Genomic DNA, 13,682 nt, shown 5'->3' with positions numbered 1-13,682 from the left:
GTCAGCGCCGCTCACCGGTGCCCAAGGGGGTCTCGGGCGTGCGGTTCGGCACACGGCCATAGGCATGAGGCAGCGAGCATGTCTTCAGATGCGGCAGGACCAGTCGTCCGAAATGCCGGCATTCCTCGATATGGGGATAGCCCGAGAAGATGAAGGCACGGATGCCCATCTTGCGATAGGCCTCGATCTCAGACAGCACCTGATCGGCTGAACCGACAAGCGCCGCGCCGCATCCCGATCTGGCGCGGCCGATCCCGGTCCAGAGATGCGGCTCGACGAAGCCCTCCATATCCGCATTTTCACGGTTTTTCGCCTGATGCGCCACGCCCAGAGACCCGGAATCCAAAGCCCGTTCCCGGATCGCGCGGCCCTGTTCGTCATCCAGCTTCGAGACCAGCTCACGCGCATATTCCCGCGCCTCGGCCTCGGTGTCACGCACGATCACATGGACGCGCAGCCCGTAATCCAGCGTTCTGGCATGACGCTGCGCGATCTCGTTCACCGCCCGCATCCGTCCGGCCAGTTCGTCCTTGGTTTCGGGCCACATCAGATAAACGTCGCAATGCTCTCCGCATAATTCGAGAGCAGGCGGGGAATAGCCGCCGAAATACAGAAGCGGCCCGCCATTTTGCTGATAGGGTTTCGCAGGCCCGGTGGTCACATTGCTGAAGCGATAGACCTCACCGTCGATATTGATCTCGTCCTGCGTCCAGGCCTGCTTGAGGATCTCGACCACCTCGCGCGAACGCTGATAGCGGTAGTCGCTTGCCGCCGTCTCTCCGGGGAAATCGCTGCTGATGATATTCACCGTCAGCCGACCCTTCAGCATATGATCCAGCGTGGCGATGGTCCGGGCCAGCATGATCGGCTGCATCTCTCCGCAACGCACGGCAGCTAGAAAATTGATGCGGTCGGTAAGCGGCGCACAGCCCGCCACGAAGCTGAGCGTATCCTGTCCGACCTGATAGGAGGACGGGCAGAGGATATTGCGGAACCCCTCTGCCTCGGCTGTTTTCACGATATCCGCGCAATGTTCCCAGCTTGAACGCAGCGCCCCGTCGGGCACGCCAAGATAGCGGTAATCGTCCGAGCAGAGCGCCGAGAACCAGGAAATCTCTGATCCGTCAAGATCATGGGATGTGATGGGAACGACCGTCATGAATTTCCCTCCCGCAATTATCACTTGCTTAGCAGCGGGTTTTATATAGATCAATACTGTATCAATTGACGCGCGAAGAAATGGAAACCCATACCCCTCTGCCGATTTACCGACGGCTTTCGGAAATGCTCGCCCGCGACATCGCGGCGGGGCATTTGCTGGATGGTGCGCGTCTGCCGCCGGAACGTCAGATGGCGGCCAATATGGGCACATCGGTCGGCACATTGCGCAAGGCACTGGGCGAGCTTGAGCGGCAGGGCCTGCTGGAACGGCGGCAGGGCTCGGGAAATTACATCCGCGCCCGTCCGGATGCGCAGAATATCTATGCGTTTTTCCGGATCGAGCTTCTGGCCGGGGGCGGGCTGCCCACGGCACGGCTTCTGTCGGTAGACCGGCTTGCGAAACCGGAGGATCTGCCGGAATTCGGGCGCTCGGATGACGCATATCGCATCCGCAGGCTGCGTTTCCTGAACGATATCCCCTGCGTCGTCGAGGAAATATGGCTCGACGCATCCTATACGCGCAGCATGGCCCCGCGCGATCTGTCCGAGTCGCTGTATCTCTATTATCGCGAACGGCTCAATCTGTGGATCACGCAGGTCGAGGACAGGATATCGGTGGCCCGCCTGCCTGACTGGAGCCCCCCGGATCTGGGGATCGCCCGGCATGAGCCTGCGGGATATTACGAACGGCTGAGCTTCGATCAGGAAAATCGCAGCGCAGAATTTTCACGGAACTGGTTCGATACGGCAAAAGCGCGATATGTCGCGCGGATCAGATAGGGACGCGATGGCGGAACGGATAGATTACGGAATAATCGGCTGCGGCATGATGGGGCAGGAACATCTGCGCAATATCGCATTGCTGCCCGACAGTAATGTCGCGGCGATTCTGGAACCGGACAGGGCGATGCGTGACGCGGCTCTTGCGCTTGCCCCAAATGCGACTGCGGTCGAATCCGTCTCTCAGCTTGTTGCCATGTCGGATTGCATCGTCATCGCCTCGCCCAATCCGCTGCATCTCGGGCAACTTGAGGAAATCGGCGCGGCGCGGGCCGTTCCGGTGCTGGTTGAAAAGCCGCTTTTCACGCAGCCTGACGATCTGGCGCGGCTTCAGCGGTTCCAATCGGAATTCGCCGCGCCGGTCTGGGTGGCGATGGAGTATCGCTATATGCCCCCTATCGCCGCCTTCCTGCAACGGCTTGGCGATGCGACGGGCGGGCTGAAAATGCTGACCATCCGTGAGCATCGCTTTCCGTTTCTGGACAAGGTCGGCGCATGGAATCGCTTCAATCGCAGTTCGGGCGGGACACTGGTCGAGAAATGCTGCCATTTCTTCGATCTCATGAGGCTGGCTGTCGACTCTGAGCCGGTCCGCATCATGGCAAGCGCGGGGCAGGCGGTAAATCACCTGGATGAAAGATATGGCGATGAGACGCCGGATATCTGGGATAATGCCTATGTCATCGTCGAGTTCGCGAATGGCTGCCGTGCCATGCTGGAATTATGCATGTTCGCCGAGGGCAGCCGCTATCAGGAGGAAATTTCCGCCGTCGGACCGCGCGGCAAGATCGAGGTTCTGGTCCCCGGTCCGGGCCGTTTCTGGCCTGCCGATCTGGGCGCACCCCCCGTCGCGCAACTGATCGAAAGCCCGCGCCATCCGAAAAACCCGGTGCTGCTGGATGTGCCGGTTGACGAGGCCTTGCTGGAGGCTGGCGACCATAACGGCGCGACCTTCTATCAGCATCAGCGTTTTCAGGCCGTGGTGCGCGGAGCCACGCAGCCGGAAGTCACCATTCAGGACGGGATGCGGGCCGTGCAGATGGGACTGGCCGCGCAGCAATCGGCCATGACGGGCAGGGCGGTGGATCTGGATTTCAGCGGATCGGATCCTGCGACTGTATCAATGGGCCATTGACCCAATCCCCGCAAAACTGGCCAAAGAATTCAGAGAGCGTTGGTAGGGGTAGAGGGACTCGAACCCCCACGCCTTGCGGCGGAGCATTTTGAATGCTCTGCGTCTACCATTCCGCCATACCCCCGTGGCGCTCTCTGAGGGGCCGATCCTTGCAGATGGGCAGCGACGGGATAGCGGGGATCGCCTGTCGCGGCAAGTGCTGTTTGCGATCCGGTATTCCACCGGTCGCTCAGGCCCGTCCCAGCTTCGCCAGCCGCGCATCGCGCAGCCGGGCGAAGTCATCGCCCGCGTGATAGCTGGAGCGGGTCAGCGGCGTCGCCGAGACCATCAGGAAACCTTTTCCATAGGCCGATTTCTCATAACCGCGGAACTCATCCGGCGTCACGAAACGGTCCACGCGGTGATGTTTCGGCGTCGGTTGCAGATATTGCCCGATGGTCATGAAATCGACATCGGCGGCCCGCATATCGTCCATCACCTGCAGAACGCCCTGACGATCCTCGCCCAACCCGACCATGATCCCCGATTTGGTGAACATCGCCGGATCGAGTTCCTTCACCCGCTGCAAAAGCCGCAGAGAGTGGAAATACCGCGCACCCGGCCGGACCGTCGGATAAAGACCCGGCACCGTTTCCAGATTATGATTGAATACGTCGGGCCGCGCCTCGACAACGATTTCAAGCGCTTCCGGCCCGCATTTCAGAAAATCCGGGGTCAGAACCTCGATGGTCGAGCCCGGAGAGCGGTGCCGGATGGCGCGAATGACCTGCGCGAAATGCTCGGCACCGCCATCGGCAAGATCGTCGCGATCGACCGAGGTGATGACCACATGGTTCAGTCCAAGCTTCTGCACGGCATGCGCAACCCGGCCCGGCTCGAACGGATCAAGCGAATCGGGTTTGCCGGTGATCACGTTGCAGAAGGAACAGCCGCGCGTGCAGATCTCGCCCATGATCATCATCGTGGCGTGACCCTGAGACCAGCATTCTCCGACATTCGGGCAACCGGCTTCCTCGCACACTGTGGAAAGCCGGTTCTCCCGCAGAATGTCACGGGTTTCCTTATAGCCCTGAGAAGTCGGAGCCTTCACCCGGATCCAGTCCGGTTTCTTCGGCTGCGCCTGATCGGGGCGATGCGCCTTTTCCGGGTGGCGGGTACGGGCGCTGAGCGCACGAAGGGCAGGGGGCTGTTCTGTCATGGCGGCCTCTTGACGGGTTACCACCAGACCTAATCCCTTTCCGCTGCGTGATCAACGCCGTGCAGGGATGAGCCGCCATGCGGCAGACACATTCCTTATCCACCTTTGCCGGAGCGGGTCCCGTCAGCCGATCAAGGGGCCACCCGCACCGTAACGTTTTTCATAATGCCGGGCGAGTCTCTCAAGCGCAAGTTTCAGCACCACCTTGCCCGAGCGTGCGGACCAGCCAAGGCGTTGCTCGGTCATCTCGATCCCTTCCAGAAAGCAGCAGACGCGCAGCACCAGATCGCCCATTCCCGGTCCAAGCTCGCGCAGCGCCTCGGCCACGCGGTTCCGCGCCCGTTCCGGGCCGCCGCCGAGTCCATCGCATGTCATCGTGCCGTCGATTCCCGCAGTCATGAAGCGATCCCAGTTCTGCGTCACCCTCGGCCCCATCTGCGCGGCTTCGAAATCCTCGCGAAGCCGCTCTCCTGCCGCGACAAGTTCCGGGGACAGAAACGCGTTGCCCTTTGAATCGCGGCGGCGGGCCAGCAGAAGCAGCGGGCTTTCCCCAAGATTGACGCGCATCCGGCGGTGCTCGCCGGTTTCGGGATCGGGCAGATCGCGCATTCCCATGACCCGATGCTTTTCGCCGTGACCGAACCCGGCAGAGGCCTCGGCCATGCCCATATGGGCAATCACCGGCCGGGCATCGCGGAACGCATCGGCGCGGGGCAGACCACCATCGCCGCTTTTCCTACGGCGAAGCTCTGCCCGGCCATCGGCTGACAGGCGATAGCGCAGCATCCGCTTGCCCGAGGTCACCGGCTCGACCCAGCCATTCAGGGCGAACTCCTCGGCAAGCTTGCGGTCTATGACAGCGGTGCGGATGTCCCCCCGGCTGATAATGGCGTTCTTCATATCGGGCGCGACGATCAGCTCGGCACCCGGTTCCGCAAGGCGGCGCAGATATCGGCGGGTCTCATCGCCCTTCCTGCTGTCGCCGCGCCCTGGCAGCTTGCCAAATCCCAGCTTCTGAAGCGCTTCATCCACCAGAGGATCCTCGCGCTTTGCCTCGAACCGCCTGATACGGCGCAGGATCGTCGAAGGGTGGCACCCTTCCGCGCGGGCGATGGCGCGGATCGATTCCCCCTCTTCGACATGCAGCAGATAAAGCCGTGCATCCTCAGAGAGATGATCGCTCCCGGATGGTGCCTGACCGGCGTGAGGCCGGTCTTGCGGGGCAGGCTCACCGCGTTGCGGCACGGCTTGGGCGATTGCGAAATCCGGCTTCATAACTGTCATGTCATCCCATCCTGGCACAGGCAGAGCGGCAGCGATGCTCACCTGATGGTTGTTAATTCCCTGACGAAATCGGCAGGTAATGATTAAGAAGAACTCCACATTTACTAATAATTCATAAAAAATTACTTCATGATCGGGCGTTGCAAAGCCTGATCGCGCAACACAACCTGAAGATGTGTGATGCTGATGGCGACGCCACAGGAAAGGATGCGCCATGAGCTTTCTCGTTCACCCCTCTGTCTTCCGGATCGATCCCGTCACCCGCCCGCTGCGCCGCCCGCGCATACTGATCCGCGCCGCAAAAGCAGGTCTTGGCGGCTGGAGCCGAGGCCGCGATCTGCCGAAGCTACTGGGATACAGTTCCGTGCTGTCACGGGCCGGGGCGCTGTGCATGCTGTATGAGCGTGAACATATCGTCGATCAGGCCCGCCGCGAGGGCAGGGCGGATTACGATCTGCACCAGCATATCCTGCTGCTGATCGCCATTCTTTCAGAACTCGGAGACGCAGCCGAAAGCGGGATGGCGGAGTCGAAGCTCCCGACCCTCAGCGCCCGCGAAACAGCCCGCCCAGAACACCGCGCATGATCGCGCGGGTCCCCGAGCGGCCGATCTCGCGGACAACCGTCTTGCTGAAGGTCTCCATCACAGAATCGCTTCGCGAAGAGCGCCGCTTTTTCGCCGGAGCCGACGTCGGGATGGTCAGATCAGGATTATAGCGCCGGGCGCGGGTAAATTCCGGGTCCGGCGCACCGCCAACCACCCATAAATCGTCATCCTGCCCGGACGGCCCGACGGTTTCCTGCGCCTCGGCTGCGGCCTTCTGGGTCCGCTCGGTCAGAATTTCATGTGCCGATTCGCGATCCAGAGCGGTGCCGTATTTCGCCGCCATTGCCGAAGAGGCCATGATTGCCTGGCGCTGCGCGTCGCTGATCGGGCCAAGCTGCGAAAAGGGCGGGCGGATCAATGTCCGCATGACAATGCCCGGAACACCCTTGTTTTCCAGAAATGACGTTACCGCCTCTCCGGTGCCGAGTTCTGTGATGGTATCGGCGGTGTCGAATGCCGGGTTGGGGCGATAGTTTTCTGCTGCCAGACGCAGCGCCTTCTGGTCCTTCGCGGTAAAGGCCCGCAGAGCATGCTGAACCCGGCTGCCAAGCTGTCCGAGGATATCCTCGGGCACATCGGTGGGGTTCTGGCTGATGAACCAGATGCTGACCCCTTTCGAGCGGATCAGCCGGGCCACCTGTTCGATCTTGTCGATCAGAGCCTTCGGCGCATCGTCAAACAGCAGATGCGCCTCGTCGAAGAAGAAGGCACAGACCGGCTTGTCGGGATCGCCAATCTCGGGAAGTTGCTCGAATAGTTCGGAAAGCAGCCACAGCAGGAAGGTCGAATACAGCCGGGGCGCATTCATCAGCCGGTTCGCCGACAGGATATTGATCACGCCCCTGCCCGAATCGTCCTGCCGCATGAGGTCTGCCAGATCGAGCGCGGGCTCTCCGAACAGCCTGTCGCCGCCCTCGGTTTCCAGCGTCAGAAGCGCCCTCTGGATTGCCCCGACCGAGGCCGTGCTGACATTGCCATAGGTCAGGGACAATTCAGAGGCGTTCTGCCCAACCCAGACCAGCATGGATTGCAGGTCCTTCAGATCCAGCAGCGCCAGCCCCTGCTCATCGGCAACGCGGAAGGCAATATTCAGCACACCCTCCTGAGCATCCGTCAGATCCAGCAGACGCGCCAGAAGCAGTGGACCCATTTCGGCGGGGGTGGTGCGCACGGGATGGCCGGTCTCGCCGAACACATCCCAGAAAGTGACCGGATAGTGCTGATAATCGAGATCCAGCCCGATTTTTCCGGCACGCTCGGCAAATGCGCTGTGCAGCTTCGCCTCGGTCGAGCCGGGCATGGCCAGTCCCGCCAGATCGCCCTTCACATCGGCCAGAAAAACGGGAACCCCGATCTGCGACAGCGCTTCCGCCAAAGTCTGAAGCGTCACGGTTTTCCCGGTTCCGGTTGCCCCGGCAATCAGGCCGTGGCGGTTGGCATATCTTGTCAGAAGATATTCGGGCTGTTCACGGTTCTGTCCCGCACCCCCAACGAAGATGGTGCCATTATCCGGGTCGATGAGCTTCATGGGCCACCTTTCAAGCGATGCCGTTTCTGACGCCTTTGACGTATGAAAAGACAATACTAATTTAAGTTTTCTGTGCCAGAAAGAGATCGTCCGTGGAACGCTCTACTTCCTCCCGGACGATTCCCTTCTGCTCAGTTGCCGCGCCTTTTACGGGCGCGGCTTCTTTATACTAAAGAATAGTTGACGGCTTCGGGGCGCGGCTCTACCGTCCCGCTCAATGACAAATGTCGGCCAGTCCGGCAGGGAGAGGAAGGGTCACGGTCTCGTGGCCCTTTTTTATAATGTCCCCCCGGACTCACAGCCGAATCGCACAAGGCGCGGATCATTCATGCGCGGATCGGGTTGTTCGGTTGATTGCATCAGAAAGGTGACGGAACCGTGTTTGCGGCGCAAGGGTTCGCACCTGACAATCGCCGGGACAGGTGATAACGCTCTGTCGATCGCATTTTTGCAGATGACGGAAGGAGACACCATATGTCGGCAAGAAGATCCTCAACGGCGCTGGCGGCAATTCTGGCGCTTGGCTGCACCCCGCTGATGGCACAGACTGCCTCGGACGTACCGGCGGATGCGGCGCAGTCAACAGAGGCACAGCCTGCTGCGGAAGCCGGGGCCGAGGCTGGGACTACGGAAGGCGCCGCCGACCAGACTCCGGAAGCGACCGCAGAGGAAGCTGATTCGTCAGAGGATGCAGCAACCGGCGAATCGGCTGAAGCTCCGGCTGAGGGTGAAGCGGCAGAGCCTGCCGCTCCGGAGGAACCCCAACTGGGTTCCTATTACGAACGTGAATCGCATCAGGACTGGTCGCTGCGCTGCATCCGCACGGAATCGGGTGCTGATCCTTGCGAGCTGTATCAGCTCATGCGTGACGGGCAGGGCAACTCCGTCGCCGAAATCACCCTGATTCCGCTGCAGAATGGCGCTGAGGCCGTTGCCGGGGCGACCATTGTCTCGCCGCTTGAAACCGATCTGACCGCAGGTCTGGCGCTGCGCGTGGATTCGGCTCAGCCGAAGGCCTATCCGTTCAATTTTTGCGCTCCGGTCGGCTGCGTCTCGCGCGTCGGTCTGACCGAGGCAGAGCTGAACTCGCTGAAGCGCGGCAATCAGGCGACGGTCAGCCTGCTGCCTTATGGTGCAACGCCGGATCAGGTCGTGGAGCTGCCGCTGTCGCTGACCGGCTTTACCGCAGGCTATACCGCGCTTGAGACCGCCGTCACCGAGATGCGTGCGCAGGCAGAGGCGGAAACCACCGCTGAGGACAGCCCGGAAGCAGCCACCCCCGCCGCTGAGACAACGGAAGAATAATCAGCCGCAACTGATGGAAAAGGGGGCCACTGCGCCCCCTTTCTTATTCCGAAACAGCGGTCAGATGTGCCGGATAATCCGCCGCTTGACCAGACGTGAGGTCGAAACCGGGATCGTGTCATCCGGTTCGGGCAGCGACAGAACGATGCGGCGCAGCATCTCGATTGCCTCATCGCTTTTCGAGGGCAGGGATTTGGCCGCCACGGGCGCACCGATTGTGACCTGATATTGCTGCCCGGCCTTGTTCAGCACCTCATGGAACAGGGTCACGTCGCGCAAGGTCGGGTGGATCGCGTCGAACAGGTAAAACAGGATCGAGTTCCGCGCCCGTATCCGCAGCGGAATCACCGGCACGCCCATCTTTCGCGCGATCATTGCGGCAGAGGCCATCCACGGACGCTCATGCAGGGTCAGCCTCTTGCGCTTTGCCAGACGCCCCGAGGGAAAGATCAGACCGATGCGATCCTCGGCCAGCCAGGCACGGGTTTGCTCCATCGTTGCGCGGGTCTTGGCGTGGCTGCGCTTTTCAATACGCCATTCGACCGGAACGATCATGTCGTCAAGTTGTGGCAGGACGCGGAGAATATCCTGATTTGTATAGATGAACAGATCGGGCCGGACCCGTCTGATAAGCGAGAACATCACGATGCCATCGGCAATCCCGGTTGGATGATTGGCGACGATCAGGGCCGGTCCGTCGCGTGGAATATGTTCCAGCCCGGCAACCTCAAGATCGCGGATAATCATCTCTTCCATGCGCTGGAAGATTTCCGCCGTGGATTTATCCGAGAACTCCGCCCCCAGATCCAGCGTCCTGGGATAGCCAAGCATCTGCATAAGCAAACGGCGGGCGATGCGGTGATGCAGACGCCCGGAAAACAGCCAGGGCGCCCGCTCTTCTATAAGCGGATCGAGGCGACGTTGCATTTCGTCACGCGAGGATGCCAAGGCACGTTCCATGCGCGGATTATCTCGTTACCCGCGCGGAGCCGCAAGGGGGGCATCGCAACGGAAGGCAGGGTTATGCGGCTTCCCGGAGACGTGTGACCATTTCCGAAAGGTTTCGTGACAGATCAGGGGCATCAAGAATCCTGTCCAGAGCAGCTTTCGCACGTTCCTGACGGAGATTATCATAACGTGTCCAGCTTTCAAAGGCGCTCGACATGCGTGCGGCGATTTGCGGGTTCACGGAATCCATGCGCAACAGCCATTCGGCCAGGAAATCATACCCGGAGCCGTCTGCCGCATGAAATCCGGCATGATTCTCCGTCAGACCGCCGATCAGCGCCCGGAACCGGTTCGGGTTCTTCCAGTCGAAATCGGGATGCGCAGCCAGATCGCGGGCGACGGCGACCGCATCTTCGGGCCGTGCGAAAGCAAGCTGCAACATGAACCATTTATCGACAACCAGCCTGACATCTTTGAAATCTTTATAGAACGATGTCAGCGCCTCATCGGCTTGCCCCACTGCGATCAGCCGTGACAGCGCCGCGGACCGCTCGGTCATATTATCTGCGCTGCGATACAGATCCTGCGCGGCTTTGCCGCCATCGACCCGGTTCAGAAGATCAAGCGCCGCCAGCCGAAGCGACCGTTTTCCCGCCGATTCGGCGTCGGGGCGGTATGTGCCCGCCACTGCGTTTTCGCGATAGATCGCCCTCAGCGTGTCCTCGTGGGTGGTTGCGATCTGCGTGGCCAGTTTCTCACGCGCGGCGTGAATTGCATCCGGGTCCGGTATGTCGTCGGCATCGGCAATCGCGACGGCGATTTCCTCTTCCGGGGGCAGGCGCAGGCACAGCGCGAGGAACGCCGGATCGGCAGCGCCATCGGCAAGAAGCTGCCCAACCGCGCCAAGATATTCGCGGTCCGGTTCGGCCCCGGCGACCATCGCGACAAGCGTATCGCGGGCAAGCTGACGTCCGGCTTCCCATCTTGCAAAGGAATCGGTGTCATGTGCCAGCAGGAAGGCGCGACCCGACGCATCGAGATTCCGCTTTAGCACAACCGGCGCCGAAAAACCGCGCAGGGCCGAGACGACCGGACGCGTGGCAAGCCCGTCAAAGGTGAACTCCTGTTCTGCCGCCGTCATCTCCAGCACGGTTGTCGGCACGACCTCATCGCCATTCGGAGAGATCAGCCCGACCGCAATCGGAATCACGCGGGGCGGTTTGTCGGTCTGGCCCGGTGTCGGCGGCGTCTGCTGAGAGAAGCGCAGCGTCAGCCGACCTGTCCCGTCCCAGTCTTCCTGCATCGTCAGAACCGGCGTTCCCGCATCGGTATACCAGCGTTTGAACTGCGTCAGATCGCGGCCGGTCGCATCCTCGAACACGGTCAGCCAGTCCTCGATCGTGGCGGCATCGCCGTCATGACGGTCGAAATACAGGTTCAGCGCCTTGCGATAGCCATCATCGCCCACCAGCCGTTTCAGCATGCCGATCAGCTCGGCACCTTTTTCATAGACGGTCGCAGTGTAGAAATTATTGATCTCGATATAGGATTCCGGGCGGACCGGATGTGCGAGCGGCCCCTGATCCTCGCGAAACTGGCGCGAGCGGAGGGCAAGCACATCCTCGATCCGCTTGACCGCGGGGCTGCGCATATCCGAGGTGAACTGCTGGTCGCGGAATACGGTCAGCCCCTCTTTCAGGCAAAGCTGGAACCAGTCGCGGCAGGTGATGCGGTTGCCGGTCCAGTTGTGGAAATACTCATGCCCGATCACGCCTTCGATGCGTTCGTAATCCGCATCCGTCGCAGTTTCGGGAGAGGCCAGAACCAGCTTCGAATTGAAGATATTCAGACCCTTGTTTTCCATCGCGCCCATGTTGAAATCATCCACGGCAACGATATTGAAAACATCCAGATCATATTCGCGACCATAGACATCCTCATCCCATTTCATCGAGCGGATGAGGCTTTCCAGTGCATAACCCGCACGTGGCTCATCTCCGGGGCGGACCCAGATGTTCAGGTCGACCTGCTTGCCGGATTGCGTGGTGAAATCCCCCGACACCGCCCTCAGATCGCCTGCCACAAGCGCAAAGAGATAGGCAGGTTTCGGCCAGGGATCGTTCCAGACCGCATGTCCTTCCGCCTGGGTGACGGGATTGCCATTCGACAGAAGCACCGGCAGGTCAGAGCGAATGGTGACCTCGAACGGGGCCATCACATCCGGGCGGTCGGGATAGGGGGTGATATGGCGGAACCCCTCGGCTTCGCATTGGGTGCAGAACATGCCATTCGAGAGATAAAGCCCCTCGCAGGCGGTATTCGCGGACGGGTCGATCACGCATTCCGTTATCAGCGTGAATGCACCGTTCGGGGCATCGATGGTCAGCGTCTCACCCTCGCGCCGCCATTGCGAGGCGTCGGGTTGCGCCCCGTCAATCGACAGGCTGCGCAGATCCACCCCCTGACCGATATCCAGCACCAGAGATCCGTTATCACGGCGCTCGAACTCAAGCTCTGCCCGGATTTTTGTCGCTTTCGGATCGAGGTCAAAGGCAAGCCGCGTCCTGTGCAGTAGGAACGGATAGGGCCGGTAATCGCTCAGAACCGTCGGAGTTTGACTGGGCCGGGATTCGTTCATCTGCTTGCCTTTCAAGAAAAAGTTTCGATCTTGGGAACTTGTCGACTTGCGCCTGAGTTAAGCGCAGGATAGCCGCCTCGCAAGCCGGGAAGGGAATATTGCCGTCTGCGCAGGGAGTTATGACCCGGCTGATTGAACTGAAGGAGACCAAATATGGCCAACTACGATCCGAACGATCCCGAAAAGACAACCGTGCGGGAAACCTATGTCGAACCGGTCGAGAAACGTTCCTCGCCCTTGCCGCTGATCATCGGCATCCTGCTGGCCCTTGCTTTGGCCTATTTCGTTCTGACCCGCTTCATGGGGAATGACGAGGTTGAGGTGACGGAAGAACCGGCGGTTGAAGCGACCACCGAAGAAGCCGCAACCGACGCGACCGCTGCCGAGGCAGAGGCCGAAGAAGCTGCAGTCGAGGCCGATGCCGCTGCGGATGACGCCGAAGCTGCCGCCGATGACATGGCCGCCGAAACCGAAGCTGCGGCTGATGAAATGGCGACGGACGCTGAAGCGGCTGCCGACGACGCAGCGGCGGATGCCGAAGCTGCGGCAGACGATGCAGAAGCCGCTGCCGATGATGCTGCAGCCGATGTCGATGCCGCCGCTGACGATGCAGCTGCCGATATGGACGCTGCCGCTGACGATGCCGCCGATGCGGCCAGCGAAGCTGCTGATGACGCAGCAAATGCAGCCGATGAGGCCGCCGCTGCTGCCGACAACGCTGCGGATGCTGCGGCCGAAACCGCAAATGACGCGGCCGAGGCAACCACCAACGCTGCCAGCGATGCTGCAAATGCTGCCGCCGAAGCTGCTTCCGATGCAGCCGCTGCGACGGAGAATGCAGCTCAGGAAGCTCTGGACGCAGCACAGGAAGCGGCTGATGCCGTCACCGATGCGGCCGCCGATGCGACCAATAACGCTGCCGAGGCAATCGATGACGCTATCGTCGTCGAAGAAGAGCCTGCAACCACGAACTGATCCTTCGGTTCAACACCATTGCGCCGCCGCATGAATTTGCGGCGGCGTTTTCATGTCATATTTACGTTACGCTACGATCCCCCGAAATTTTCGCATCGAACGCCACCTCACTCGCTTGTGAAA

Annotated in this window: 11 protein-coding genes and 1 tRNA gene; 5 read left to right on the top strand and 7 right to left on the bottom strand. The window is 60.9% G+C overall.

From position 1 onward, the window contains the following. Position 1: 1 nt before the first annotated feature. Entirely contained in the window at positions 2–1,159 is a 1,158-nt protein-coding gene (locus PAE61_RS08880) for an LLM class flavin-dependent oxidoreductase (protein WP_271114952.1), read from the bottom strand. A gap of 80 nt (positions 1,160–1,239) precedes the next feature. Here PAE61_RS08880 and PAE61_RS08875 point away from each other — a divergent pair, with 80 nt between their 5' ends. Beyond that, a complete protein-coding gene (locus tag PAE61_RS08875; protein WP_271114951.1) occupies positions 1,240–1,941 on the top strand; it encodes a GntR family transcriptional regulator in 702 nt (233 codons plus the stop codon). Continuing rightward, entirely contained in the window at positions 1,922–3,076 is a 1,155-nt protein-coding gene (locus tag PAE61_RS08870; protein WP_434803115.1) for a Gfo/Idh/MocA family protein, read from the top strand. Before PAE61_RS08875 ends, PAE61_RS08870 begins: the two co-directional genes overlap by 20 nt. Before the next feature lie 40 nt (positions 3,077–3,116). On the opposite strand, the gene PAE61_RS08865 is transcribed toward PAE61_RS08870, so the two are convergent. From PAE61_RS08865 to PAE61_RS08855, 3 genes are all read right to left on the bottom strand, one after another. Then, positions 3,117–3,200 (bottom strand) — tRNA-Leu (locus tag PAE61_RS08865). A gap of 105 nt (positions 3,201–3,305) precedes the next feature. Then, positions 3,306–4,274: a lipoyl synthase gene (lipA, locus tag PAE61_RS08860; protein WP_271114950.1), complete on the bottom strand. Its 969-nt coding sequence runs from the start codon at positions 4,272–4,274 to the stop codon at positions 3,306–3,308. A 123-nt stretch (positions 4,275–4,397) separates the two neighbouring features. After that, positions 4,398–5,558, bottom strand: a complete 1,161-nt coding sequence (locus tag PAE61_RS08855; RefSeq protein WP_271114949.1) for a DUF6456 domain-containing protein — start codon at positions 5,556–5,558, stop codon at positions 4,398–4,400. Positions 5,559–5,772: 214 nt separating this feature from the next. On the opposite strand from PAE61_RS08855, the gene PAE61_RS08850 reads away from it, so the two are divergent. Continuing rightward, the gene (locus tag PAE61_RS08850; protein WP_271114948.1) at positions 5,773–6,144 is read left to right on the top strand and encodes a DUF6477 family protein; all 372 of its coding nucleotides are present in this window, start codon (positions 5,773–5,775) and stop codon (positions 6,142–6,144) included. Here the strand turns inward: PAE61_RS08850 and PAE61_RS08845 are convergent. Further along, entirely contained in the window at positions 6,104–7,693 is a 1,590-nt protein-coding gene (locus PAE61_RS08845) for a helicase HerA-like domain-containing protein (RefSeq protein ID WP_271114947.1), read from the bottom strand. The two genes, PAE61_RS08850 and PAE61_RS08845, sit on opposite strands and share 41 nt — an antisense overlap. Before the next feature lie 474 nt (positions 7,694–8,167). Between PAE61_RS08845 and PAE61_RS08840 the strand changes: the two genes are divergently transcribed. Continuing rightward, positions 8,168–8,998 carry an invasion associated locus B family protein gene (locus tag PAE61_RS08840; RefSeq protein WP_271114946.1) on the top strand — a complete coding sequence of 277 codons (831 nt, stop codon included), beginning with the start codon at positions 8,168–8,170 and terminating at the stop codon, positions 8,996–8,998. A gap of 60 nt (positions 8,999–9,058) precedes the next feature. Here the strand turns inward: PAE61_RS08840 and PAE61_RS08835 are convergent, their stop codons facing one another. After that, positions 9,059–9,958 (bottom strand): 1-acyl-sn-glycerol-3-phosphate acyltransferase, encoded by a 900-nt coding sequence (locus PAE61_RS08835; protein WP_271114945.1) that lies wholly within the window; start codon positions 9,956–9,958, stop codon positions 9,059–9,061. Between the two features lie 61 nt (positions 9,959–10,019). Next, a complete protein-coding gene (pepN, locus tag PAE61_RS08830) occupies positions 10,020–12,584 on the bottom strand; it encodes an aminopeptidase N (RefSeq protein WP_271114944.1) in 2,565 nt (854 codons plus the stop codon). 153 nt (positions 12,585–12,737) lie between these two features. On the opposite strand from pepN, the gene PAE61_RS08825 reads away from it, so the two are divergent. Further along, positions 12,738–13,559, top strand: a complete 822-nt coding sequence (locus PAE61_RS08825; RefSeq protein ID WP_271114943.1) for a hypothetical protein — start codon at positions 12,738–12,740, stop codon at positions 13,557–13,559. Positions 13,560–13,682: the final 123 nt, after the last annotated feature.

This window comes from Paracoccus aerodenitrificans (assembly GCF_027913215.1).
GTDB lineage: Bacteria > Pseudomonadota > Alphaproteobacteria > Rhodobacterales > Rhodobacteraceae > Paracoccus > Paracoccus aerodenitrificans.
The sequence above is the reverse complement of the archived record's forward strand: the minus strand, read 5'-3'. Positions and strand labels throughout refer to the sequence as shown.

Bases quoted from the DNA above. Each gene is read 5' to 3' on its own strand.
- PAE61_RS08880 (WP_271114952.1), bottom strand. From the start codon at position 1,159: ATGACGGTCGTTCCCATCACATCCCATGATCTTGACGGATCAGAGATT.
- PAE61_RS08875 (WP_271114951.1), top strand. From the start codon at position 1,240: ATGGAAACCCATACCCCTCTGCCGATTTACCGACGGCTTTCGGAAATG.
- PAE61_RS08870 (WP_434803115.1), top strand. From the start codon at position 1,922: ATGTCGCGCGGATCAGATAGGGACGCGATGGCGGAACGGATAGATTAC.
- lipA (WP_271114950.1), bottom strand. From the start codon at position 4,274: ATGACAGAACAGCCCCCTGCCCTTCGTGCGCTCAGCGCCCGTACCCGC.
- PAE61_RS08855 (WP_271114949.1), bottom strand. From the start codon at position 5,558: ATGACAGTTATGAAGCCGGATTTCGCAATCGCCCAAGCCGTGCCGCAA.
- PAE61_RS08850 (WP_271114948.1), top strand. From the start codon at position 5,773: ATGAGCTTTCTCGTTCACCCCTCTGTCTTCCGGATCGATCCCGTCACC.
- PAE61_RS08845 (WP_271114947.1), bottom strand. From the start codon at position 7,693: ATGAAGCTCATCGACCCGGATAATGGCACCATCTTCGTTGGGGGTGCG.
- PAE61_RS08840 (WP_271114946.1), top strand. From the start codon at position 8,168: ATGTCGGCAAGAAGATCCTCAACGGCGCTGGCGGCAATTCTGGCGCTT.
- PAE61_RS08835 (WP_271114945.1), bottom strand. From the start codon at position 9,958: ATGGAACGTGCCTTGGCATCCTCGCGTGACGAAATGCAACGTCGCCTC.
- pepN (WP_271114944.1), bottom strand. From the start codon at position 12,584: ATGAACGAATCCCGGCCCAGTCAAACTCCGACGGTTCTGAGCGATTAC.
- PAE61_RS08825 (WP_271114943.1), top strand. From the start codon at position 12,738: ATGGCCAACTACGATCCGAACGATCCCGAAAAGACAACCGTGCGGGAA.